Here is a 23335-nt window from a genome sequence, read left to right as displayed (position 1 = left end):
GTCATAAAACTGTAACAATTCACCGACGAACGGTCAGTATAGAACCGAATCGTGCAGGCTTTCGATGGCCTCTACCAATTCGTCATAGCCGACGGGCTTGTTCAGGTGGCGATCAAAGCCTGATTGCTTCGACCGGTGCTGATCGGCGCTCGCCCCATAGCCAGTCAGGGCGATGGCCGGCGTGTGCTGCAGGTGCTTCATGTTTCGCAGGGCCTTTATCAGTGCATGGCCGTCCATGACTGGCATGCCGATGTCCGACAGAATGACGTCGTACTTCGTGTCCCTGGCGACCTCGAGCGCCTGGCGCGGGTCAGCGAACGCGCTTACCTGCGCACATTCCATTTCCAGAAGCTGTTGCATGACGTCGAGCACTTCGGGCGAGTCGTCCACCAGCAGCACGTGCAAGCCATCAAGGCGACCCATGCGTTCAGGTTGCTGGCAGGCAAGCTGCTCACCTCTACCACTCTGGGACAAGGGCAGAGTGACGGTGAACGTACAGCCTTGACCGAGGCCTGCGGAGTACGCGCTTACGCTTCCGCCATGGGCCTCCACTAACTGACGGACCAGCGACAACCCTATTCCCAGACCCTCTCGAGCCGCGTGCCCGAGCGGCGACGCTGCCTGGCTGAACAGATCGAAAATGTGCTCCAGGCTGTCTGCCGTGAGGCCGATGCCCTGGTCTATCACGCTGAGCGACACCTGCGTGTCATCGTGGCTGAGCGACAACCGAATGGCGCTACCGGGCGGGCTGAACTTCAGGGCGTTGTTGAGCAGGTTCCAGATCACTTGCTCCAAGCGTGTGCTATCCCCGTCGATGAACAGCGGTAGACGGTCAGCAGGCAGCTCCAGCACCACTGCCGAGTCAGGCTGCTCGCTGACGACAACCCCATGGATACCCTCGACGATGGCAGCCACGTCTACTGCTTCGGTCTTGAGCTTGAGCTTGCCGGTACGGATACGGGCCACGTCCAGGAGATCGTCGATGATGCGCGCCTGGCTGGCGACCGCCTCGCGGATGGTGGCTACCGCCTTGCTCGCAGCGGCGATGTGGGCGATCGAAGGCAGGCGACGCAGGATCTCGGCGTTGAGCTGGATCAGGTTGAGCGGGTGTTTGAGCTCGTGGGACATGATGGCAAAAAACTCATCCTTCATGTGGCTGCTGCTTTGCGACTCGGCCAATTGCTTGCTCTGTTCATCGTGCAGGCGCTTGTGCCCGGTCAAGTCACGAGCGATCTTCACGAAACCACGCAATGAATTGCCTTTCAAGCGCGAGATCTCACCGCTGGCATAGAAGCGGCTATCGTCATTGCGCATGTGCCAGCGCTCATCCTGGCTACGGCCGTTGGTGCGCGCCCTTTGCAACTCCTGCTCGGGAATGCCGTGCTGGCGATCTTCCTCGGTAAAGATGAGCTGGTAATGCCGGCCCACCACATCGGCCTTTTCATGGCCGAAGATCAATGTGGCGCCTGTGTTCCAATCAGTGATCAAGCCCTGCTCATCCAACAGGATGATGGCGAATTCGTGGGTACTTTCAGCGACTACTCGCATGCGTTCCTCGCCAAGTCGCAGACGCTCCTCGGCCGCGCGGCTCTTGCTGATGTCGATAAAGGTAAGCACGGCCCCGTCGATCTTCTGTTCGCTTGAGCGATAGGGCAGCAACCTGGCCAGATACCAGTGGTAGGCCTGGCCTCCGATTTCGCGCTCGATGATGTGCTCGCCATTGACCACGGCACGCGCATCATCTGCCAGAGCGGGGTAATCCAAGCGATGAGTGATGTCGAGCAGAGAGCGGCCTGTGTCCACCGGCAGCATGTTGAACAGGTCGGTCGCACGCGGGGTGAACCAGCGAATGTGCAGGTTGCGGTCGACGAACACGGCGGCGATGTCAGTGCTGGCAATCAAGTTGCGCAGGTAGTCATTGACCTTGTCGGTCTCCTCGACCTTGTTCTTGAGCTCGTAGTTGACGGTCAACAGTTCTTCGTTGATCGACTGCAGCTCTTCCTTGCTGGTTTCAAGTTCTTCGCTGGCCGAGCGAAGCTCTTCGTTGATGGTCTGCATCTCTTCATTGGAGGCGGTGAGCTCTTCACTGGAGATCTCCGACTGCTCGATGGTCTCCTGCAATTGCAAGCGCGTGCGCTGCAACTCTCGCTCCAGGTTGTTCAGCACCATGCTGTCGGTCTGGCGAATGGCACCGACCAAGGGCAATGACGGATCGGGCGCGCGCTCTTCGAACACTACCAGCAGGTATTCGCCGGCTGTCTGCTCATCCTTATGCGGTTGCACCGTAATCTCTACCTGGCAGCGCTGGTCATCCTCGCCCAGGTCCACAGGGCGAGAGGTGACCGCATGGGTGCCCTGGCGCGCCTGGAACAGGGTGCTGCGAAGCGCCAGTCGCAGGCTGGGCAGTACCAGGTTGAGCAAGTTACGGCTCAATTCACCGCTGCCCAGTTGCATGAAGCGCCCGACCCCTTCACTCAGATGAAGGATGGTACCCTCACCGTCGATGATCAGGCTCGGCGGGGTTCGGCGCGCCAGTGCGCGGTGGTGCACCTCTGCATAGGAGGGCTTGCGCTGGGCTCTGCTTTTGGCGGTGGCCGGCTGCTTCAGAGCGCCTAGATCACCCCCTTGCAGCTGACGCCCCGGACGCGTGCCGGCACCGGCGACCTCGCGCGCCCGGTAGATGCGATTACGCTTGTCCACCACTGCAAACAGCTCGCCAGCCAGCTCTGCCGATTCAGACGAGCCCAGGAACAGGTACCCACCCGGGCGCAGGGCGAAATGGAACATGCGCAGGATGTCACGCTGGATTTCGCGGTCCAGGTAAATCAGCAGATTGCGACAGACGATCAAGCCCAATTGCGAGAAGGGCGGATCGGATAGCAGGTTATGCCGCGCGAAAAGCACTTTCTCGCGTATTTCCTTGCGTACCCGATAATGCTGGTCTTCCTTGACGAAGAACTGGCGCAGCCGCGATGGCGGCACGTCGGTGATGATGGACTCTGGATACAAACCCGTGCGGGCATGGCCAATGGCGCGCTCGTCAAGATCGGTGGCGAACACCTGTACGTTATTGGCACGTTGGTCCACAGCCAACTGCTCGCATGTCAGCATGGCCAGGCTGTAGGACTCCTCTCCTGTCGAGCAGCCGGCGGACCAGATGCGAATCTCTGCCGGGTTGTCAGCCGAGTCCGGCTCGCCCACCAGTTGGGGCATGACAATTCGTTCCAAGGCTTCGAACGCTTCACGGTCGCGGAAAAAATTGGTGACGCCTATGAGCATGTCCGCTAGTAAGTCGGCGGATTCCTCCTTGTGGTTTTCGAGGTAGTGCAGGTAAGCCCGCAGGTCGGCCTGCCCCGTGACATGCAGGCGCCGCTCAATCCGTCGTAGCACGGTGGCGCGCTTGTAGTGCTGGAAGTCATGCCCGGTAGCACTACGCAGTTGCAGCAGGATCTCTTCCAGCAAAGGTTCGCATGACTCCGGGTCGCCCGCCCGGGTACCCAGCGCAGGCGGCAGGCTGTCATCCTCGATGCGTGGGAGGTTGACCTGCCGTGCGTTATGCCACAGCTCCATCAGCTTTTGGGCAAGCTCTGCCGCCGGGAGCACGACGTCGACCAGCCCGGTTTCGATGGCCGCCCTGGGCATGCTGTCATACTGGGCATCATCCGGGCTTTGCACCAAAGTGACGCCGCCTTGCTCCTTGACGCGCGCCAACCCTACGGCGCCGTCTGCGCCGGTGCCGGACAGTACCACGCAAAAGGCATGGTCCTTGTGTACGTCGGCCAAGTCACGGAAAAACAGGTCGATCGCCACATGGTCACCGCGTCGCCTGTTGGCGGGTGCCACACGCAGATAGCCGTCATTGGTCGACAGCCGATTGGCAGGGGAGATCACGTATACATGGTTGCGTTCAATCGGTACCGGCGCCGTTACCTGGCTCACCGGCATGCCGGTGGTCTCCTGAATGATTCGATCAGCGACACTCTGATGGTCTGGAGACAAGTGCAGCACGATGACGAATGCCATGCCAGAGTCGGCAGGCATCTGCCTGAACAGGGTACAGATGGCTTCGATCCCCCCTGCAGAAGCACCAATACCCACCACCGGGAAATTGAGATGACTAGGACTCAGGTTCGAAGGATGGGGCGCGGCGGGCTGGTTAACGGTCGACTTCATGGCGGTGCCCTGTACAGACCTGACGGACAGCCCATCGACATGTCGCGGGGCAGGAGGAGCGACATTATAGGCAACGCGCGAGGATATTCGCGAGCGCCTTTACGAGGCGCTAATGGCTGGCCCGCAAGTGTTCGGCCAGAGAATCAATTCGCGCCACCGATCTGCAATCCATGCCTTGGGACTGAGTAGCCTGTCATCGCACGGGTTCTGATGAAGGGCGCGGCCTCGTGCCATGCGCACTTCCAGAACCGCAAGGAGAAACGATATGGCTCGTGATCAAAAATCGACCGGTCAACGTGGCGGCACCAAGGAAACCAACCCGGGCAATTTCGCCAATGACCGCGAAAAGGCCTCCCGTGCTGGGCAGAAAGGGGGTCAGGTTTCAGGTGGAAACTTCGCCAATGACCGTGAGCGCGCTTCGCAGGCTGGCCGTAAGGGTGGTCAGAACAGCCACGGCGGCGGGCGTAGTGCAACGAACGAAGCGCGTGGCTGAACTCATCCTGGGTGCCTGCCAAAGGCTGTGCCAGGCACCCCTTGGGAGCAATGACGCATATTCGATTGAATCTTTATCGCCGAGCTGCACTCCATCGCAGGGTCATCCACGCAAAAGAGGAGGGTGCAGCGATGCCTAGTCCCCAGTTGTACATCATCGATTATCGGCTCCATGGCGAGCCCCGCACCTTCATCATTCGTCTTGAACGCCTGGATAACGCCGAAGCCTGGCACTGGGCGAGCTGCGATGCAGGCATTGGCATCATTCCGAAATTCGGGCGCGAGAAAATCCGCAAGGTCAGCCGGCCCATGGCCGAACGCTACGGCGTCACGGACGTGACCTGGCGCCTATCAGGCAGCAAGCCTGGGCAGTCCCTGGAAGACCCTGCCACCACCGCCTGATTGCGCAGCCTGCATCATCAACCGATCACGCACCCGCCTCGGGATCGCTGGCAGGCACGCCTGGCCGATCCTGGTCTTCATCGGTCAGACCGGGATCAGTGTCCGGGTCATCGACTTTATCATTGCGCTGCTCTTGCTCAAGCTCGGGCCAGTCGTCCTGGACATTGCCGCCCCCCATCATCAGTTTCTGCATCATTGCGCGCGCCTCCGCTGGTTTTAAAAAAAGGCCCGCCCTGACGGCGGGCCAACACAGGAGTGAGGGGCCCAGCCATTGCCAGGCCTCTCACTTGTTCAGAGCACCACCGCACGCGTAGAAGTCCGTCTAGGCAGGCGCAGGTCTGACCAACGGTGCTACCCGGCCGAGTACTTGACGGCAGCAGCGGTACGCGAGCTGACATTAAGTGCCTTGAGCAGTGACGAAACGTGGATGCGCACCGTGAAGGGCGAGATATCCAAGGCCTTGGCTATCTCCTTGTTGGTCTTGCCCTGAGCGATCAAGCGCAGCACGTCTTGTTGGCGTTGAGTCAGGTGCTCGGTACCCGAGTCGGCATTGGCGACCGGCAGCAGCCCTGAGGGCGCGAAGCGCACCAACACTTCTCCGGCTCGAACGGCAAGGATCGCAGCGCCCATTTGCTCGGCGCTCAGGCTTTTGCCGATGAAACCATCAACGCCGCAAGCCATGACTTGGTCGATGATGACCGGATCATCCACCATCGAGACGACGATCAAGGTCGTGCGCGGCAGTTGGCGTTTGAGCTGGGCTAGGCGGCTGACGGAATCCAGGCCCGGAAAACGCAGGTCAAGGATCAAGGTGTCGAGGGCCTCGCCGACGCTGGCAAGCTGCAGTACCTCATCCAGGCTGCCGGCCTCAGCTACATGGGCGCTTGGCAGCACACGGTAGACGGTACGCACCATGGCTTCCCTGAAAAGCGGATGGTCGTCCGCCACGATTATTCGACTGGTCACGCTTGGCAACTCCCTTTGGCCGCAGGTCGATCGGACCATGTTAACGTAGCAGCCCTGGCAAGTGCGTGCCGCCCCGTCACGGGAGCAAAGCCGCCTGATGAAAAGGATTCCGGCCATGGCCCTGGATAAAAACAACGAGCTCGATCAAGCGAACTTGCGTCTGGTCGTTGGCAGTTGCGCCTTCGCCTATGTGGCGATGCTGGTCTTTCTGCTGGACCGTTCTGCTGCGCTCTACGTGCCGGTGGTCGTCTACATTGTCGTCTTTCTCCTGGTATCGGTGCTTCTGCGCCAGGCCATCGCACGCTGGCCGGGGCACTATCCGTGGCGCCGGGTGCTGGGCATGGTGCACGACTACACAGGCACCTGCTTCGGCCTGGTAGTCGGCGGTGAGGCGGCGCTGCCCCTGTATGCCGTGATGGTGTGGGTCAACCTGGGCAACGGCATGCGTTTCGGCTCCCGGTACCTGGCCATCGCGACCGGGCTGGCGCTGATCGCCTTGGTTGCGGTGTACCAACTGACGCCTTACTGGCAGGCCAACCCTTTTCTGGTGCTGATGTTGCTGACCACCAGCACCGTGATCCCCGTCTATGCGCACTTGCTGCTCGAACGCACGCGCCGAGCTTCGGAGCAGGCCGCTGCAGCCAATCTCGAGAAGTCCCGCTTTCTGGCCCAGGCGAGTCACGACCTGCGCCAACCCATTCACTCCATCAGTCTGTTCACCGCTTGCCTGCGCGAGGCGCGGCTGGGCGAGGAGGAACGCAGGCTGGTGGACAGCATTGATCGATCGCTGCTGAATGTGTCCCAGCTGTTTCGTTCGATTCTGGACCTGTACACCTTGGACAACGGGCGTGTGCAGCCGCGCCATGAGCCCTTTGCCCTGGGCGATTTTCTCGAGACCCTTGCGCGTGAGCACGCCGAGGCTGCTCGCTGGGCGGGGGTGGAGATACGGGTGCGGCCTTGTGCCTACTGGACGCGTGCAGACCGCGGCATATTGACGACTATGGTCCAGAACGTCCTTTCCAACAGCCTCAAGTACGCACCGGGACGGCCACTGTTGATGGGTGTCCGACGCTGCCAGGGAGGTCTTGCCATCATGGTCTGTGATCAGGGGCGAGGCATCGAACCTGCACACCAGACGCTGGTGTTCGAGGAGTTCTACCGGGTCAGGCAAGTGCGCGACAAGGACGTCGAGGGCGTCGGATTGGGCCTGTCGATCGTTCGTCGGCTTGCACGGCTGATGGACGTGCAGGTGCACCTGCAATCTCGACCCGGCCACGGCACTACCGTGAGCCTGAAGGGGTTCGCGCAGATAACGCCTCAACCTACACTGCCAGCGCCTGAGCACGAGCTTGCCGCTGCAGGTTTGCTCAGCGGCCTGCGAGTCTGCCTGATAGAAGACGACCGTAACGTGCTCAGGGCAACGTCGGCCCTGTTGCAGCGTTGGGGGTGCGAAGTGGATGGGCACAGTTCTGCTGCCGCTTCGAATGAGGACTGTGACGTCATCGTTGCCGACTATGACCTTGGCCAGGACGCCACCGGAGTCGATTGCATCGAGCGGCTGCGCAGCGAGCGGGGCTGGGCTGTACCAGCCTTGATCATGACGGGGCATGATCCGGACCGAATACAGGACGCGGTACAGGGTCGCGATATCGCAGTGCTGTCCAAGCCTGTGCGCCCGGCCGAATTGCGAGCCATGCTGCGCACGCTCTGTGGTGAGCCCACCTTGCCTCCCTGTTGAAAGCGGCCGCAGCCCTGGTCACAGGCGGCCGGTCTGGCCTTCTTTCACGCAGCTGGGGGTGGGTTGATAAATGCCCATGCCCGCCGCAGCGACAAGTGCACCGCTGGGCATCTGGCATTCGAACCGCCCTTTGCCAGTCGTGGCGGTGTAGTAGGTGATGGTGCTGTCGCTGCGCACATCTTCCACTTTCGACACTTTGGTGTTGAGCACGAACTCGGTACGCTTCTTCAGGGTGTCATCAGACGGCTTGACCGTCTGGCAGCCGGCCATGGCCAATAGAGCCCCGGTAATGGCGATCAGCTTGAAGGGGGTCATGGGGATGGTTCCTTAGCGATGAAAGAACCGAAATATAGCGTGGGCGGGATGCAGGATCGATTAGGGCAGATGTGCTAAATGGCATTTAGCTACTCAGTATCCGACAGGCAGATATCAAGGCCGCTATTGGTGTATCGCCGCACCTGCTGCGCAAGGTCGAGCAGGGGTCGCCTCACGTCGACTTGCGCTCCTTCATGCTGGTGCTATGGCGGCTCGGCATCAAGGATACCGTCCTGGAACATCCCGAGAGCGGCCAAGTGGTCACCCTCGGCCGCCTAACCCTGAAGGGCAAACTGGGCACCTGCGCTTCGCGATCACTTTGCCACCTTCCTCGCGGGTGTCGACCTAGACAGCGCGTGCGCAGCGGCGAGCAGTGATCGGATGCCCAGTTGAGCCTCAGACCATAAGGGCCAACAGCGCTGCGGCTAGAGCTGGCGGCATGACCAGCAGCCCCAGGCGCAGAAATTGCCAGGCGCTGACAGACTCGCCTTCACGTCGAATCGCCACCAGCCAGAGCAAGGTTGCAAGGGATCCGGTAATGGACAAGTTCGGACCTAGGTCGACCCCAATCAGCAACGCGGCGGTAGTTTGCCGAGGGAGGTGGGCGATATCGACCATGGAGCCGGCAATCAGCCCACTCGGCAGGTTGTTCATCAAGTTGCTAGCCACGGCTACACCCACCCCCGCGGTCCAGCTGGCAGCGGTCTGAGACGTCTGCTCCAGGGTCATGAGCGCATGCGCCAGCTGTTCGATCGCGCCTGTCTGAGCCACAGCTTCGACCAACACGAACAAGCCCGCAACCAATGGCAGCACACTCCAGGCGACGTGTCGCAGGACTGGCATCGGACTGCGCCGCTGGCGCAAATGGATCAGCGCGGTGGTCGCAATACCAGCGCTAAAGGTAGGTAGGCCTAGTGGTACGTCCAGCGCCGATGCACCCAGCAGCACGCAGGCAGTCAGCGCAATGCCCCATGCACACAGGCGCGCACCGGCTGGAAGAGGCTGTATTTGCACGGTCAACGCAAGCGGCTGGCAGATCTGACGGCGTTGGGTGATACGCAAAATGACATACGTCGCCGCGATGGCTGCCAACGAAGGCAACGTGAACTGCTTTAACCAGTCCAGCAGAGGAGGCATCTGGCTGCCGAATACCACCAGGTTGGCGGGATTGGAAATGGGCAGAACGAAGCTTGCGGCATTGGCGATGAACGCACAGATGAACAGGTAGGGCAGAGGCTCAGCCTTGGCGGCCTTGCAGGCGGCATACACTGCTGGCGTCAGAACCACGGCAGTGGCATCGTTCGAGAGAAAAACGGTCACCAGGGTACCGACCAGGAAAACCAGATTGAACAGCCGTTGACCAGACCCTTGGGCATGGCCTACGGCATAACGGGCCACCCAATCGAAAAGCCCCTCCTGGCGGGCCACTTCGGCCAGAACCATCATGCCGACCAAAAACAGGTAGACGTCGCTCCCCTTGACCACCGCCGCCAAAGCGTTCATCGGGGCAATCAGCCCAAACAGCACGAGTACGGTGGCACCGCCTAGGGCCCAGATGAATTCGGGCACCTTGAAGGGTCTGAGTATGACGCCAGCAGTGGCCAGGGCCGAGACGATCCAGATGATCAACGATGTTTGGCTCAGGTGCATCAAGGGTTCAGTTTCCGGCGGCTGACGGCATAGAAGAGGAGGGCGCATCGCCCTGGCGTGGGTGCGTTTCGGGGAGGGCGACCAGCACAAGAACAAATGCGCAGGCTGCGATCCCGGCCAGCGTCAAGAACGCGGCATTGTAGCCCGCTGCTTGGACGACGAACCCTGCCAGACCAGGGCTCAGCGCAGCACCAAGGCCGAACACGGCGGTGAGCGCGCCAAGGCTTACGTTGAACCGCCCGGTACCCTCGGTGAGGTCCTTGACGATGATCGGGAACAGCGCCCCGAAAATGCCCGCGCCAATGCCATCGAGTAGCTGCACGCCTACGAGCCAGAAGGGGTTGTCAGACAAGGTGTAGAGCGCGCCGCGCAGTGGAAGTATCAGGAACCCCACGAGCATGAACGGCTTGCGCCCCCATTGTTCGGCACGCGCCCCGACCAGCAGCGCCATGGGCACCATGACCAGCTGGGCTGCCACGATGCAAGCCGAGGTCAATGGCGTGGCCAGGCGCAGGTCGACTTGAGAGAGTTTCTGGCTTACCAACGGCAGCATGGCCGCATTGGCCAGATGGAACAAGGCACAGCAGATCGCGAAGAGCAGCAATGTGCGGTTATGCAACAGCAGCGCCAAGCCCGCCGGATTGTCCTGATCGTTCGGGCTATGGGACAGGCCTCGAGCCACGTGATGGTCAATCTCAGCGCCCGGGACGCAGGCTACCGCGATGATGCTGGCCACGGTCAATGCAGCCATCAGGTAGAACACCACCACCGGCCCATACAGGTAGGCGAGGCCACCGGCCAGTAGTGCAGAGAAAGCATTTCCAGCATGGTTGAAGGTCTCGTTGCGCCCCACGCGTCGCGTGAACGCCTTCGGTCCGGTCAGCCCCAGAGAGATGGCTGCGATCGCCGGCGCGAACACGGAGCCGGCCAAGGCGCTGATGGTTTGCGTTACGGCAACCCAAGTGAATGATGTGATGAAAGGCAGCAACAGACAGCTCCCGGTTACCAGGACTGCCGCTATGACCACAACGGCACGTTTGGCGGGCGTACGGTCAATCAGGGCGCCAGCGGGCGTCTGAGCGAGCAGGGCAGTAACACCGGCAATCGTCATGACCAGCCCTATGCTCGCGGGCTGCCATTGATGAACGGCGAGCAGATAGATGGCAAGGTACGGTCCAAGTCCGTCACGTACATCGGCAAGGAAGAAGTTCAACCAGTCAAGCGAGCGATGCGGGGCGGATTGCCTAGGATTTTCCAAGGACGTGCTCTCGAGAGGGCCACGTAGCCATCGCTGGCATGGGCCAGGGTATGGGCGGCGGGCGAGTGGTGATGCTGGGGTATCTTTGGCAAAGACTGTGCACGGCGAGGATAGGTTCCAGAGGCGGATTTAAGTTATCTGGATGAGGGCCGGGAATTCGGCGAGGGATGGAATGGCGGGCTCGGTCGGCACGCATCGCCCAATGAAAACTTGGTACGGAAGGGATGGATAGGCGACGACAACCTAGGTCAATTATATAACTAAACTAAATGAATATTTAGTGTAGTTATTACTGAAAAGAATATTGAGTTAGGGTAGGAGACGCCCTAGCCATATTGTCAGTCCCCCGGAATCCGGATCTTCAACAAGGTGATCAAGCACCTCGAACCCGTTGGCGTGTAACTGATCGACGTATTCATTGGTACTCAAGCTGGCGTGATACAACGTCTCGCCCTCGAATGTACCCAAGGCTTCGCCATGGGAGGGCCCACTTGTAAACATGAGCAACGCCCCTGGGGCCGCATGGCGACGAAAAATCGGGAACATCAGGCGCTGATCGGTGGGCTTTAGGTGGAAAAAGCTGTTCCAAGCAATGATTGCGTCGAACTGACAGCCCAATGTAAGTGTGCGCATGTCTGCGTGAATCCATTGCTGCTCAGGAAACTGTGCACTGCACAGGATCAGCATCTGTTTGGACGAATCAACACCCACAACGCAGGCGCCGATTTCGACCAGGTGTCGCGCCACAGGTTGGCCAGAGCCGCAGCCCAGATCCAGAACACGTGCTGACGGCTTCAGCATGTTCCCGAAATGCGCAATCCATTTGCGATCAGTGAAGTGATTGGCGCGCTTTTGGTGCCAAGTAAATGCATGGCGGTCGTAAAGGTCGATGATGTGGTCTGCTGATGGATGGTGGGACATGGGAGGACGGTTTCCTTAAACGATCTTACGAGAGGACGCTGTAAGCGATTCGTGGCTTCAAATGTACCCCGGGTTGGTATCGAGCAGGAAATGCCTGGGTGCGCATAATGTGTATTATGTTAAATTATGCATTGGGCTGCTGGGATTTGATCTGTCACCTGTGCCTGAAAACCGGGATTTGCCTTAAATTACCAGAATCAACCCAAATCAAGGCCTTGTGAGGCTATCGCTAAATGAGGCGACTCACCAGTAGTCATGCTTAATCCATTGATCTGATTGAATAAAATTGACAATCAAGGCAATGCCCTGCGAATTGAAGCGACATCTGTGCAGCTCAGCTTCATCATCTGGAGCCAAAGTACCCTATTTTTTGAGTCAGACATCGATTCCTAAACCCTTTAGCGTTAGCAATTAATGAGGCGACTTTCCCGCACTCGTGCAACAGATTGAGGCGACTTTCCCACGCGTTGGAAGTAATAAGGCGACTTTCCACCAGCACCGCTACTGCGTTCAAGTATGGCTTTAAGGATGTTTGTGCAGGTTTATATCATTTAGGGAGTGCAGGAAAGTCTCCAAATTTAAAAGCGCTTGATGAGCGCATTTGCCTAAGCCTTAAGGAGCGCGGCAAGACATCTGTCATTGATCCAATCACAGCACTCTCATGTTGCGCCTAGCTAGGCTTGTCGTTACCATCAGTGATTCGACGCTTTTTCTTCGCAAAAGGTTGAAACTTCCGATTACTGTCATAACTGGAAGTCTATTGTCTTCAAAATTCTGGCTGGTATTTCATGGCGCGCGCACCCCAACCCTTGTTCGAAACCCACGATAACTTCATCGAGCAAGACTTCAGTTTGCACGGCTCACCGCTGGCCTGCGTCGGCGCCTTTCTGAGCGAGTGTGACGCCGCACTGGAGGCTGACCGCGGCTACGCCGCGGTACGTGGATTCCTGCGCGCCTTTTCCGACAACGCCCAGACGTTCAACTCGTACCGCAGTCATACCGAGCGCTTACTGCTGTGGGCGCTGCTGATCCAAGGCAAACCGCTGAATCAACTCAAACGCCAGGATGCCCAAGACTATCTGAACTTCTGTCGAAACCCGCCAGATGACTGGATGGGTCCGGTAACCCGCAGCCGGTTTGTTAGTAACCCGCACGCGCTCGACGCTCGCGAGGCTTACATCCCCAACCCCAAATGGCATCCGTTTAATCTCAAGTCGCGCAAAGTAATCGCTGCAGAAACTCCGAGCACCCAGGAGTATCATGCTGCGAATGGCACGTTGAACCAGGTGTTTACCGTCTGCAGTCGCTTCTACGAATTTCTGATTGAAGATGGCTTCGCCCAAACGAATCCGTTTCGGCTCCTCAAGAAAGGCAGCCGTTTTTCTACGCAAGAACTTGAAGTTTCTTCTTCGCGGGCACTTACGCCGCTGCAGTGGGACTTTGTCCTGGATACCGTTGAAGCAATGGCGAACGCCGAACCGGAGCGACATGAGCGAACATTATTTATTGTTGCTACGCTGTTCGCCATGTACCTGCGGGTTTCCGATCTCGCCGGTCGTAAAAACTGGAAACCCACCATGGGTGACTTCCGCTTAGATGATGAAGGCAATTGGTGGTACTTCGCCGTGGGTAAAGGCAACAAGGCGGCGAAGATTGCCGTGCGGGATATCTACGTAGAGCGCTATTTGAAACGTTATCGACGATTCCTGGGACTTCCCGAGTTACCTCATCCAGGAGAAACTACGCCGCTGATCACCACGCTCAACGGCCGCGCCGGTTTGTCCGATTGACAGATCCGCGCCCTCCTCCAAACCGTGTTTGATAAAGCCGTAGAGAAGATGCGCAGCGAAGGCCGCGCGAACCACGAGATGGAAAGTCTGCGCTGTGCGTCCGCGCACTGGCTGCGTCACACCTCGGCCACCTTTGACGCGCCGCTGCGCAATCCTAAGGACCTCCAGGAAGATTTGCGTCACAGCAACCTCAGTACGACCCAGAACACCTATTATCACTCGCATGATCAGGAGCGCGCACATTCGGTCAAGCGCATCGGCATGCGTGACCGCGGTTGAACTCGAATCACCTGCTCGCCGATCGCCAGCCTGGCGTCCAACAGGGATCGACGCCTTTTTCTAGGAGTCAAGAGTGAAAATTACCGGGCGGGTCGAGATTGAGTGCATCACATTTCCACCCGACAGTACGCACGGATCGTCAAAGCCTGGGTGACAGCGATTGGTTTGGATCCAGCCTTATACGGAACCCATACCCTGCGGCGAACCAACGCTTCGCTGATCTACCGCAGGACAAAGAACCTCAGAGCCGTACAGCTCTTACTGGGCCATACGAAGCTGGAAAGCACTGTCAGGTACCTTGGCATTGAGGTAGACGACGCTCTGGAGATGGCCGAGCAGACAGAGGTTTAGCCGCATGACCTGGCGACGGCTGGGGGCCGTCGCTATCTGGCCATGTTCCTGTCCTTCGTGAAGGTCAGCTTCCGGCCGGCGGGTGAAGCAGCGGGAGTATGATGCGCGCTTAGGCCGAGAGGGCTACCAGGGCGCTACTGCCATTGCCGCCTCGGCAGCCTGGACGGTCAGCTCGACGGCCAACCCGGCTACCATTCGGCAGGTCTCGAAAACATTTCAGATAACCTTCCCGCGTCTGAAATCGATGCCACCTCAGGGTTCCAGTGGCTCTCCCCCAAGCGTTTCGCATTTGAAAAAAGCCCAATCAATCAGGGCCTCAATGGATGGGCCGAGCGCCCGGCCTAGCTCTGTCAATGCATATTCCACCTTCGGGGGAACTTGCGGATAAACCGTCCTGGCGACGATCCCGTCCTTCTCCAACTCCCTAAGCTGCTGGATCAGCATTTTCTGGTTCACGCCTACAACTCGCTTTTCGAGTTCCGAAAAGCGAAGCGGTCCTTTCGCAGCGAAGAGCTGGACGATAATGACGATCTTCCACTTTCCTTCCAGTACCCGCAGGGTCTCGCTTGTCGCTGCCGCCCAGAAAAGTTGCTGATTAGGATCACCGCCCTGCCAATCTCGCTTCACTTCGCTTACCTTTTGGTTAGTAACACACAAAAATGTGTGTTCTTGCTATTGCGACAAGTTATCGCTAATTTCGGGGTTAAGTAAATATCTGATGTGAAAGTCGTGCGGTCATCAATCCTAGTGTCTTGAGGGAAGGCGTTGCCGCACCAGCCAAATGAGGATGAGAGGATGCAGACTGTACGATGGACATCTGGCGATAAGCCAAGCCTAGAGCTTCATGATGAAGCCATGCCTAGCCCTGGTCCGCATGAGGTTGTGGTACGGGTTCACGCCGCTTCTCTTAACTTTCGAGACCAGGCAATTCTCGACGGCGCATATGGCGGCCCGACGAAGCCCAAAGGTGTTCCCCTTTCAGACGGCGCGGGTGAGGTAATTGCGGTTGGTCACGCCGTCCAACGCACCAAGGTAGGCGACCGGGTTTCAGCGTCCTGCTGCCAGCATTGGATCAGCGGACCTTCGCTTCCGGAATATCATGCCAACAGTCTGGGCATGACTACAGACGGCTGGCTGGCCGAAGCTATCTTGTTGCACGAGAACGCCATTGTGCAGCTCCCGAATTATATGTCCTACATTGAGGCAGCATCGTTGCCTTGTGCCGCCGTAACGGCTTGGACGGCTCTGAACCTGTCGTCGCCTCTTCAGGCGGGTGACACGGTACTGGTACAGGGCACTGGTGGTGTAGCGCTGTTCTCGCTGCAGATTGCGAAAATGTTCGGCGCGAAGGTTCTTGCGATTACTTCGTCGGATGCTAAAGCAGAGCGGCTCCAGGCGCTGGGAGCTGCTGCCGTAGTCAACTATCGCTCTTATCCTGATTGGGATAAGCAAATTCTGGCCCTCACGGATGGGCAAGGTGTCGATAAGACCATTGATATAGCAGGCGAGAAGACTATTGTGCAGTCAGCAGCCGCAACAAGGAATGGCGGCAGTATCTCGCTGGTTGGCTTCACGAGCGGCTTTGGTGGCGGTCTGCCTCCGATCAATATTCTCGCTAAGTCGCTCCATGTCGCCGGTACATCGATTGGGTCGCGCGCGCACTTTGAAGCGCTACTGCGAGCTATGGCGTTGCATGAGGTTCACCCTGTCCTAGATCAGGTCTTCCCGTTTGCAGAGTACGAGGCCGCTTATCAGCGCCTTAAAAGCGGCGACCACATTGGCAAGGTCGTTATTGACTTCGCGCAGTAACGCAAACGTCGATATCTATGAGGGGCTGGTCTCGCTAGCCCCACCGTCGCGAGGGATACGGCGAGATGATTCCACTTTCAATTTTGGAACTAGGGCGTGTTCGGCAAGGATTCGATCGCCGCACGGCGCTCGAAGATGCCCGCACGCTTGCTCAGCACGCTGAACGCTTGGGTTATCAGCGCATTTGGGTAGCCGAGCACCACAATTCACCCGCGGTCACCACGGCTGCCACTTCGGTGGTACTGTCTCATATTGCGGCGGGTACAAGCCGTATCCGGATTGGTGCCGGTGGCGTCATGCTTCCCAACCATGCCCCATACGTTATCGCAGAGCAATTTGGGACTCTGGAAACTCTCTATCCTGGCCGTGTCGACTTGGGCCTAGGTCGGGCTCCTGGTACCGATCAGATGACCTTGCGCGCACTGCGGCGGGACTTCAGTAGTGCGGAAAACTTTCCTCAAGATGTCCTTGAGTTGCAGGGGTTCCTCGCCTCCAATGGTCAAGCACAAAGAATTGAAGCCGTCCCAGGCTCCGGGACCAATGTCCCGTTATGGATCTTGGGATCAAGTCTCTTCGGAGCGCGACTGGCTGCGTCCCTTGGCCTTCCGTATGCCTTCGGATCACAGTTTGCTCCACAGGCGCTTCCCCAAGCTCTCAAGGTATATAGACAGAGCTTCCAGCCCTCGGAGCAATTACGAAAGCCCTACGCATTGATCGGGGTGAACGTGGTTGCTGCAGAAACAGACACCGAGGCGCGCATTTTAGCAACTTCCCAGCAGATGACCTTTGCCGACATGTTCCGAGGCAAACCAAGTCTGCTCAAGCCACCTATAGAAGATATCGAGGCCTACAGGACCCCTCGCGAAAGAGCTCAAACCGATCAGATGCTGAGTTGCAGTGTGATAGGTAGTGCTGAGACTGTCCGCGATGGGCTCAACCAGCTCGTCTTGGACACCCAAGCCGATGAGCTAATGATTGTTTCTGACATCTTCGACTTTGATAAGCGAGTGCGCTCGCTTGAAATCATCGCCCAGGCGGCTGCTTAACACAGGAATTTTGTGATGTACGCGCAAATTACGCAATTCATAAAAATGCTCCACACCATTTCTCATCTTCTAGATAAAGCGCAAAAGCACGCGGAATTGAATAAGCTTGAGTCAGAGGTTCTCCTGAACGCGCGTCTTTCACCAGACATGCTGCCACTTACGAGTCAAGTACAGATGGCATGTGATACGGCGAGGCTCGCTACCTCGGTATTGACGGGCCAGCCGGCCCCGGCGTTTGAGGGTACTGAAAATACGGTCCAAGAACTCAAGGTTGTCATTGAAAAGACTATCTCTTACATCGCATCAATGGATGAGAATGATTTTGCGGGCTGGGAGGACAGAATTGTTGCACCTCCGGGTTGGGCTGGTGCATTCCTTGGAAAGGATTACTTTTACCAGCATGGGGTACCAAATTTTTACTTTCACACTGTCATGGCATACGCGATCCTTCGCCACAAAGGTGTTCGGATTGGGAAAATGGACTATATAGGCGCCCTTCCTTTTTTGAAATAATTGTTGAAATCTATTACTTTAGAATTTCTAAACGATATACATCGACTCTCGTCAGCGCTTTATCCACGCCTCGCTGAGAAATTGCCAGTTGCTATAATCGACGTCTGTGCTCGCCGATAAATATAAAATGCTGGCCGCCCAGCATGCCGCTGGCGGTACTCTGACGTTGCCGACCGACGACCATTCCGGCGATCCGCGCTGGCTGGCCGTGGCGCTGCTCCATAATGTCACGAGAGCTCAACTGGAACTGAGTCTCGAACGCGGGGTGGAGCAGGTTGAGAGGATAAGGGCCTATCTTGGTACCCACGAACATAGTCCGAGTAGAGGTTCTCACCGGCGATCGGTGCAACGATCTTTGGATGACCCCCAACCACTACGCCCTCAGCAAAGACCGGCAGCTGCGATACTCGTTAGCTGCCCTCCGCCAAGGGCTGCTTTGGGTCGAAAGCTGCCATCCGCGGTTCGCGGCTTCGTAAGCCTCCAAGCAAGGAACATTGCGATGTGCTATCCGACCCGATGTTTTTTGGGAAGAAGATGGCAACTGACCCTCCCTAGTTGGAAGTGCAGAGAAACGCGTAAGCTTGAGATACGGAGGAGTATATTTGTTCTCTCCGCTAAGACTGTGTTGGAGCCTTACTGAGGCTGACCGTTTTTAGTTTCAATCGCAGCGCGAAGTGCTTTTAGCTCAATTTCAGACTGGTCGAGCAGTGCCTTCAATTTCTCTGCCCTTTGCTGTGCTGCTGTTCCAGCCAGGTGGGCATCGGTAGCCTCCTTACTTTTGGTCTCAAGTTGTTGGGTGAGCAACTCCTTTGCACCCTCTGCTCGCGCAGTCGCCGCACTGGCAATGCCCAGGTCACCTCTCAGATGCTCTATAGCATCACGGTGCTGGCTGGCCTCCTTGGCATGCTGCCGGTTTTCGGCGATCAGGCGTTCGTTATCGCGGATCAGGCGGGTGGCTTCCTCCTGCTTAACCATCAGCGTCTGCTGAAGCAGAGTTACCTCTTGCTGCATCTGGTAGATCTGAGTTTCGTGACGGTTGAGATCCTGGTCGCGCTGTTCCTTTACTGCTACTCGGTAATGCTCGAGTGCTTCTCTGGCATGAGTATGCTTCTCCTCCAGAGATTCGATCTGGGCGTCCTTCTCTTGCACGCGAATTTCAAGGTCGCTGCAACTCTGGCTGATCCGGGCGTTTCGAGTGATCTCGGATTGGAGGCTGGATTTAACGATCTTGAGTTCTTCGTCCTGAGCCTGCAGGGCTGACTGCAGCTTGGCGATCTCCAATTGCGATTGCTCAAGATTGCGTTGAAGTGTACTGCTCTCAGCTTTCATCGCTTTGCGTTCAACCTCAAATGCAGCTCGCTCATGCGTCAAGGCTTCGTTTCCCTCCTCAAGCAGGCGTTCAAGCATCTTACCCACTAGTTCCGTAAGCTCATCACTTAGGCGCGAAGGCGAAGCCGAGGGTCGAAGGTCGAAGGTCGTGTGATTCAATCTCCTTCAAAAACCGCTGAATTGTAGTCTTTGACCCGGTATTTCCAAGTTCGATGCGTATCGCGTCGATGCTAGGGTTTTGCCCTCTCGACAGCAGCGCCTCGCGAGCCTTGCGCACCAGTACCAAGTTAATGCCGCCTGTAGCCATGTCTGCTCTTACGATTTCGTACTGTATTACGTTTCATGTCATTACGTACCGCTTTAACATTTTCAGATACCAGATATGCCTTAATTTTTGGCAAGACATAATCGAGGTTTATGGCTTCTTTACCCTTAAAAGGTCTTTAGCTTGCCGGGATAAGTGTGGAATGCTGGGATCACGCAGTTTTTTGAAGGCGAAAGGTGATGGACAAGGCTGATCGGTACCTCAAGGCAGGCACCCGGGAAAACACTCGCAAGAGCTACCGGGCTGCGATCGAGCATTTCGAAATGACGTGGGGCGGCTACCTGCCCACCACCGGCGACGGTATCGTTCGCTACCTCACCGAGTACGCCGACAAACATGCAATCAGCACGCTCAAGCAACGGTTGGCCGCGCTGGCTCAGTGGCACATCACACAGGGATTCCCCGACCCAACCAAGACGCCCAATGTGCGCCAGATGATCAAGGGCATCCGTGTCGTGCATCCCGCGCAGGTCAAGCAAGCCGCTCCTCTTTAACTTAGACATCTCGAACAGGCTGTGAAATGGCTTGAAGCGGAAGCCGCTGCCGCGCTCGATCGCGGTGACTACAAGACTCTGCTGCGCCACCGACGCTCGATTGCAATGGTGCTAATCGGATTCTGGCGGGGATTTCGCGGGGACGAGCTTGCCAGGCTCACGGTAGAGAACACATGTAGTGGTCTACTAACCCCGGACACCCATTTAGGCGAGAATGCTCGCCACAGAGAGGTGTCCGATGACCAAGCAACGCCGTACCTTTACCCCTGAGTTCAAGCGCGAAGCTGCCTGCCTGGTGCTCGATCAAGGCCACAGCCATGCCGAAGCGGCCCGTTCGCTCGGCTTGGTCGAGTCGGCACTGCGCCGATGGGTTAATCAGCTTCAGCAGGAGCGCGGCGGCGTTACGCCGGCCAGCAAAGCGTTGACGCCAGAGCAGCAAAAAATCCAAGAGTTGGAAGCCCGGATCACGCGCCTTGAACGCGAGAAATCGATACTAAAAAAGGCTACCGCGCTCTTGATGTCGGAAGATCTCGAGCGTACGCGCTGATCCGCCAGCTCAGCGATCATGAGCCCGTTGATTGTTTGTGCGAAGTGTTTGAAGTCACTCGCTCAAGTTACTACGCACATCGTCACAGAAGGCGAACTCCGGACGTTGAACGACTGCGGTTGCGCAGTCGAGTGAATGAGTTGTTCACGCGAGGTCGAAGTGCGCCCGGCAGCCGTACCATCATGGCAATGATGCAAGAAGAAGGTGAGCAAATCGGGCGGTTCAAGGTACGCAGCCTGATGCGTGAGCTGGCGTTGATCAGCAAGCAGCCAGGATCACATGCGTACAAAAAGGCCACAGTGGAGCGGCCAGATATTCCGAATACCTTGAACCGAGCGTTTGATGTCGAAGCGCCAAATCAGGTCTGGTGTGGAGACATAACTTACGTCTGGGCTCAGGGCAAATGGCACTATCTCGCAGTTGTACTGGATCTCTACGCACGCAGAGTGGTGGGCTGGGCCTTATCAGAGAAGCCGGATGCAGACTTAGTCGTCAAAGCGCTGGACGTAGCTTACGAACAGCGTGGAAAGCCTCAAGGACTACTGTTCCATTCCGACCAGGGATCGCAATATGGCAGCCGTCAGTTCCGCCAGAGACTGTGGCGCTACCGCATACGCCAGAGCATGAGCCGCCGAGGCAACTGTTGGGATAATGCACCGATGGAGCGAGTCTTCCGCAGCTTGAAATCAGAGTGGATACCGACCACGGGCTACCTGACCGGGCAGCAAGCTCAACGAGACATTGGCCAATACCTAATGGGCCATTACAACTGGATCCGGCCTCATCAGTTCAACGATGGACTAGCTCCAGCGAAAGCAGAAGAAAAACTCAAAACCGTGTCCGGGATGAGTTGACCACTACAGCTTATCAAGGGACTTGATAAGCAGAACTGTGGTTTGTAGTGGCATCTTCAGCGTTCCTTTCGGCCCGGAATGCTTAGCGGCGGGGCAATTTCGCCTGTCGTTAGGAACATCAGTCATGGTTAATTTAAAGAACCTGGCGCGCCGCAAGGCTCGTCAGTCAATGCACAACAGTGAAGATGCCCGTGTCGTCGAGGTAGCTGCACCCCAAGAACCTAAAGCTGGTCGGATTGCGTGGGTAAAAGCAAAGGCAGTGACGCTGCTGAAGTGGATCGCACGTATTCGTCTATGCATCTGGTTATGGGAAAAGGCTGTTGAGGGTTGGGATTTTGTCGAGACGGTGGTAATTCCATTTCTTGAGAACCTCCCATGACACAACAAACTACATCATTCGAATTCAGACGGGCCGGTTCTTCAGAGCCGGGCAATCATCGGAAGCTTGGACATAGTCGTGCATCTGCACTACCTTTTACCTGGCAATTCGTAAGGAGAACATGTGTACTCCATTGCGTCCCTTACCACTCGAAAGCCCGTTTCTAAGGCGCTTTAGTCTGCTCGTAGGTAGAGTGATCGGCTAAGGATGCTGTCGATTACCGTCCTTTAGAAAAGACTGTCGATTTTCCTTTTCATTAACCGGCCCCCTCCTCACTTTAGTGCCAGCTCAGTGCCAGCCATGATGTCCCAGTTTGGGTTCATTAACCCATAAAACGCCATTGATGTTCCCCTTTGGGGGCATTATGCGAGGTGTATCAGAGAGGCAATTCCCCTCGACTGGCAACCGCATGATGCGGAAAATAGACAGGTTTTCTACGATATCGGAAAACGTACCGGAGACGCACCCTGCCCTATGAAATCTAAGATCTTCAAGCTTCCACAGAACGTCCATGGCCTTCGGCTAGGCATGAGAATACACAGATCGAAGGATCTCCTTCGACGGTTGTTGGGCTAAGAGGTTTGTATGGAATACGTGATTAGCGTCAGCCAGGCGCGCAGGCGTTTTCGTCGCTTGCTCAAGCTCGTCGATCAAGGCCATACGTTCGTCCTAACTTGGTGCGGTAAGTCGGTAAGTCGGCTTGAGCTTGCCCGGTAGACGATTCTAGCTTTCTCGGGCGTGCCCGTTGGGTCGGCTCTTGTGAACCAAGCCGCCCGCTTCGCATGCCTCTTGGCCCTGCGGGCTTCGATCCTCACGCCTGCGCGCGCCGCTTGCCTGAGCGAGTCTACTCACAAGCGATAGTCCGGGAAGCAAGTCGTGATGCGCTTTTGCTATCATCTGCATCATTTCCAACGACGGGCAGAAAATGGACAAGGTTGTAACGGAATTCCTGCGGGAGAGAAAAGATGATCTACCGTCTCTCTATGATTGGACGTTTGATCACGGCCTAGCGAGCTCTGAGTTTGATATTTCTTTCTCAGGCGAAACCTCTTTCGATCGCACCCTTGAGCTGAAAACAGGCCTTCGAGAGCTAGTCCGCTCGACCAGTTGTGAAGTAGAGCATGGACGAGTTGCTACCTATTTCATCAAGGTATGGGGTGGGATTACGCGCTTCTCAAAAGTCAGCGAGACGCTGGAGCTCTTCTCGTCTTACAAGGGCTCCAAAGCAGTGCCGGCGGGTTTCAAGCCCTCCTTCAAGCTCATCAGCAGTTGGTCAAAATGGGCGTCTATTGTATGCCCAGATTGGGCATGTATCTATGATGCTCGCGTCGCGTACTCTCTGAATGCCATCAATTACCTCACAGGTGCCAAGCACCCTATTTTCCCGATGCCTGAGGGTCGTAATACGCGGCTGAAGATGCTGGACATCACCACTCTGCTGCTGAGTGAGCGGCTGCACCCAGGCGAGAGCAGTGATCCGAAAAACATGAGGAAAAAGCATTTTGTGTCGGAGCAAGATGCTTATCCTCAGTATCTGTCCATTGTGCGCAAGGTGAGCAAGGATCTGTGGGGAGATGAAAAGCATATTCATGAGGTAGAGATGCTGCTGTTCGCGCTGGCTGATGGTGAGATCTACCAAGAAGTATTCAATCGCCTCGCAAAGTCTTAAGTCGACTCCTCTAGCCTGCGTCTATTTCTTTATTC

The 23335-nt window shown here is 57.1% G+C and carries 19 protein-coding genes and 3 pseudogenes; 12 read left to right on the top strand and 10 right to left on the bottom strand.

From position 1 onward, the window contains the following. Positions 1-33: 33 nt before the first annotated feature. Positions 34-4173 carry a CheR family methyltransferase gene (locus PFU01S_RS09370; protein WP_028687534.1) on the bottom strand — a complete coding sequence of 1380 codons (4140 nt, stop codon included), beginning with the start codon at positions 4171-4173 and terminating at the stop codon, positions 34-36. Between the two features lie 319 nt (positions 4174-4492). Here PFU01S_RS09370 and PFU01S_RS09365 point away from each other — a divergent pair. Then, positions 4493-4666 (top strand): annotated as a pseudogene (locus tag PFU01S_RS09365) (con-10 family general stress protein); the annotation flags it as partial. Between the two features lie 131 nt (positions 4667-4797). Then, positions 4798-5067 (top strand): DUF6555 family protein, encoded by a 270-nt coding sequence (locus tag PFU01S_RS09360; protein ID WP_027915584.1) that lies wholly within the window; start codon positions 4798-4800, stop codon positions 5065-5067. 25 nt (positions 5068-5092) lie between these two features. Here the strand turns inward: PFU01S_RS09360 and PFU01S_RS22135 are convergent, their stop codons facing one another. Both PFU01S_RS22135 and PFU01S_RS09355 read right to left on the bottom strand, forming a co-directional pair. Beyond that, positions 5093-5263 carry a hypothetical protein gene (locus PFU01S_RS22135; protein ID WP_154665202.1) on the bottom strand — a complete coding sequence of 57 codons (171 nt, stop codon included), beginning with the start codon at positions 5261-5263 and terminating at the stop codon, positions 5093-5095. A gap of 155 nt (positions 5264-5418) precedes the next feature. Continuing rightward, entirely contained in the window at positions 5419-6033 is a 615-nt protein-coding gene (locus tag PFU01S_RS09355) for a LuxR C-terminal-related transcriptional regulator (protein ID WP_027915583.1), read from the bottom strand. 115 nt (positions 6034-6148) lie between these two features. Here PFU01S_RS09355 and PFU01S_RS09350 point away from each other — a divergent pair, with 115 nt between their 5' ends. Then, positions 6149-7771, top strand: a complete 1623-nt coding sequence (locus PFU01S_RS09350; protein ID WP_028687535.1) for an ATP-binding response regulator — start codon at positions 6149-6151, stop codon at positions 7769-7771. An 18-nt stretch (positions 7772-7789) separates the two neighbouring features. On the opposite strand, the gene PFU01S_RS09345 is transcribed toward PFU01S_RS09350, so the two are convergent. From PFU01S_RS09345 to PFU01S_RS09330, 4 genes are all read right to left on the bottom strand, one after another. Then, a complete protein-coding gene (locus PFU01S_RS09345) occupies positions 7790-8086 on the bottom strand; it encodes a hypothetical protein (RefSeq protein ID WP_027915581.1) in 297 nt (98 codons plus the stop codon). Positions 8087-8482: 396 nt separating this feature from the next. Continuing rightward, the gene (locus PFU01S_RS09340) at positions 8483-9736 is read right to left on the bottom strand and encodes an arsenic transporter (protein ID WP_028687536.1); all 1254 of its coding nucleotides are present in this window, start codon (positions 9734-9736) and stop codon (positions 8483-8485) included. A 7-nt stretch (positions 9737-9743) separates the two neighbouring features. Further along, positions 9744-10994 carry an MFS transporter gene (locus PFU01S_RS09335; RefSeq protein WP_028687537.1) on the bottom strand — a complete coding sequence of 417 codons (1251 nt, stop codon included), beginning with the start codon at positions 10992-10994 and terminating at the stop codon, positions 9744-9746. 309 nt (positions 10995-11303) lie between these two features. Further along, on the bottom strand, positions 11304-11915 hold the full coding sequence (locus tag PFU01S_RS09330) for a class I SAM-dependent DNA methyltransferase (protein WP_028687538.1): 612 nt from the start codon (positions 11913-11915) through the stop codon (positions 11304-11306). A 788-nt stretch (positions 11916-12703) separates the two neighbouring features. On the opposite strand from PFU01S_RS09330, the pseudogene PFU01S_RS09325 reads away from it, so the two are divergent. Next, positions 12704-13984 (top strand): annotated as a pseudogene (locus tag PFU01S_RS09325) (tyrosine-type recombinase/integrase). 108 nt (positions 13985-14092) lie between these two features. Continuing rightward, positions 14093-14335 (top strand): annotated as a pseudogene (locus PFU01S_RS09320) (tyrosine-type recombinase/integrase); the annotation flags it as partial. A gap of 252 nt (positions 14336-14587) precedes the next feature. Here the strand turns inward: PFU01S_RS09320 and PFU01S_RS09315 are convergent. Further along, positions 14588-14962, bottom strand: coding sequence for a winged helix-turn-helix transcriptional regulator (locus PFU01S_RS09315; protein ID WP_028687539.1), 375 nt, complete (start codon positions 14960-14962; stop codon positions 14588-14590). A 168-nt stretch (positions 14963-15130) separates the two neighbouring features. Here PFU01S_RS09315 and PFU01S_RS09310 point away from each other — a divergent pair, with 168 nt between their 5' ends. The 3 genes from PFU01S_RS09310 (at position 15131) to PFU01S_RS09300 (ending at position 17703) form a co-directional block, all read left to right on the top strand. After that, a complete protein-coding gene (locus tag PFU01S_RS09310; protein WP_028687540.1) occupies positions 15131-16144 on the top strand; it encodes a zinc-dependent alcohol dehydrogenase family protein in 1014 nt (337 codons plus the stop codon). 65 nt (positions 16145-16209) lie between these two features. After that, entirely contained in the window at positions 16210-17190 is a 981-nt protein-coding gene (locus PFU01S_RS09305; protein WP_028687541.1) for an LLM class flavin-dependent oxidoreductase, read from the top strand. A 15-nt stretch (positions 17191-17205) separates the two neighbouring features. Next, positions 17206-17703 carry a DUF1993 domain-containing protein gene (locus tag PFU01S_RS09300; protein WP_028687542.1) on the top strand — a complete coding sequence of 166 codons (498 nt, stop codon included), beginning with the start codon at positions 17206-17208 and terminating at the stop codon, positions 17701-17703. A gap of 633 nt (positions 17704-18336) precedes the next feature. On the opposite strand, the gene PFU01S_RS09290 is transcribed toward PFU01S_RS09300, so the two are convergent. Continuing rightward, positions 18337-19110, bottom strand: a complete 774-nt coding sequence (locus PFU01S_RS09290; protein WP_230396034.1) for a coiled-coil domain-containing protein — start codon at positions 19108-19110, stop codon at positions 18337-18339. Between the two features lie 25 nt (positions 19111-19135). Next, positions 19136-19339: a DNA-binding protein gene (locus PFU01S_RS22630; protein WP_230396035.1), complete on the bottom strand. Its 204-nt coding sequence runs from the start codon at positions 19337-19339 to the stop codon at positions 19136-19138. A 197-nt stretch (positions 19340-19536) separates the two neighbouring features. On the opposite strand from PFU01S_RS22630, the gene PFU01S_RS21740 reads away from it, so the two are divergent. The 4 genes from PFU01S_RS21740 to PFU01S_RS09265 all read left to right on the top strand — a co-directional run bounded on the left by PFU01S_RS21740 (position 19537) and on the right by PFU01S_RS09265 (position 23300). Further along, a complete protein-coding gene (locus PFU01S_RS21740; RefSeq protein WP_028687544.1) occupies positions 19537-19851 on the top strand; it encodes a site-specific integrase in 315 nt (104 codons plus the stop codon). Positions 19852-20089: 238 nt separating this feature from the next. Continuing rightward, positions 20090-21252, top strand: a protein-coding gene (locus PFU01S_RS21730) for an IS3 family transposase (RefSeq protein WP_154665203.1) whose coding sequence is annotated in 2 segments (ribosomal slippage) — positions 20090-20345 and positions 20345-21252 — 1164 coding nt in all. Because the reading frame shifts where the segments join, the coding sequence is not laid out codon by codon here. Between the two features lie 124 nt (positions 21253-21376). Further along, the gene (locus PFU01S_RS09270) at positions 21377-21631 is read left to right on the top strand and encodes a hypothetical protein (RefSeq protein WP_028687547.1); all 255 of its coding nucleotides are present in this window, start codon (positions 21377-21379) and stop codon (positions 21629-21631) included. Between the two features lie 925 nt (positions 21632-22556). Then, positions 22557-23300 carry a hypothetical protein gene (locus PFU01S_RS09265; protein ID WP_028687548.1) on the top strand — a complete coding sequence of 248 codons (744 nt, stop codon included), beginning with the start codon at positions 22557-22559 and terminating at the stop codon, positions 23298-23300. Positions 23301-23335: the final 35 nt, after the last annotated feature.

Source organism: Pseudomonas fulva NBRC 16637 = DSM 17717 (genome assembly GCF_000730565.1).
Taxonomy (GTDB): Bacteria; Pseudomonadota; Gammaproteobacteria; order Pseudomonadales; family Pseudomonadaceae; genus Aquipseudomonas; species Aquipseudomonas fulva.
Note: the sequence above shows the minus strand (reverse complement) of the source record. Positions and strands in the feature narration are given on the sequence as shown.

Coding starts and splice junctions, on each gene's coding strand:
- PFU01S_RS09370 (WP_028687534.1), bottom strand. CDS start 4,173: ATGAAGTCGACCGTTAACCAGCCCGCCGCGCCCCATCCTTCGAACCTG.
- PFU01S_RS09360 (WP_027915584.1), top strand. CDS start 4,798: ATGCCTAGTCCCCAGTTGTACATCATCGATTATCGGCTCCATGGCGAG.
- PFU01S_RS22135 (WP_154665202.1), bottom strand. CDS start 5,263: ATGATGCAGAAACTGATGATGGGGGGCGGCAATGTCCAGGACGACTGG.
- PFU01S_RS09350 (WP_028687535.1), top strand. CDS start 6,149: ATGGCCCTGGATAAAAACAACGAGCTCGATCAAGCGAACTTGCGTCTG.
- PFU01S_RS09345 (WP_027915581.1), bottom strand. CDS start 8,086: ATGACCCCCTTCAAGCTGATCGCCATTACCGGGGCTCTATTGGCCATG.
- PFU01S_RS09340 (WP_028687536.1), bottom strand. CDS start 9,736: ATGCACCTGAGCCAAACATCGTTGATCATCTGGATCGTCTCGGCCCTG.
- PFU01S_RS09330 (WP_028687538.1), bottom strand. CDS start 11,915: ATGTCCCACCATCCATCAGCAGACCACATCATCGACCTTTACGACCGC.
- PFU01S_RS09310 (WP_028687540.1), top strand. CDS start 15,131: ATGCAGACTGTACGATGGACATCTGGCGATAAGCCAAGCCTAGAGCTT.
- PFU01S_RS09305 (WP_028687541.1), top strand. CDS start 16,210: ATGATTCCACTTTCAATTTTGGAACTAGGGCGTGTTCGGCAAGGATTC.
- PFU01S_RS09300 (WP_028687542.1), top strand. CDS start 17,206: ATGTACGCGCAAATTACGCAATTCATAAAAATGCTCCACACCATTTCT.
- PFU01S_RS09290 (WP_230396034.1), bottom strand. CDS start 19,110: ATGCTTGAACGCCTGCTTGAGGAGGGAAACGAAGCCTTGACGCATGAG.
- PFU01S_RS22630 (WP_230396035.1), bottom strand. CDS start 19,339: ATGGCTACAGGCGGCATTAACTTGGTACTGGTGCGCAAGGCTCGCGAG.
- PFU01S_RS21740 (WP_028687544.1), top strand. CDS start 19,537: ATGGACAAGGCTGATCGGTACCTCAAGGCAGGCACCCGGGAAAACACT.
- PFU01S_RS09270 (WP_028687547.1), top strand. CDS start 21,377: ATGGTTAATTTAAAGAACCTGGCGCGCCGCAAGGCTCGTCAGTCAATG.
- PFU01S_RS09265 (WP_028687548.1), top strand. CDS start 22,557: ATGGACAAGGTTGTAACGGAATTCCTGCGGGAGAGAAAAGATGATCTA.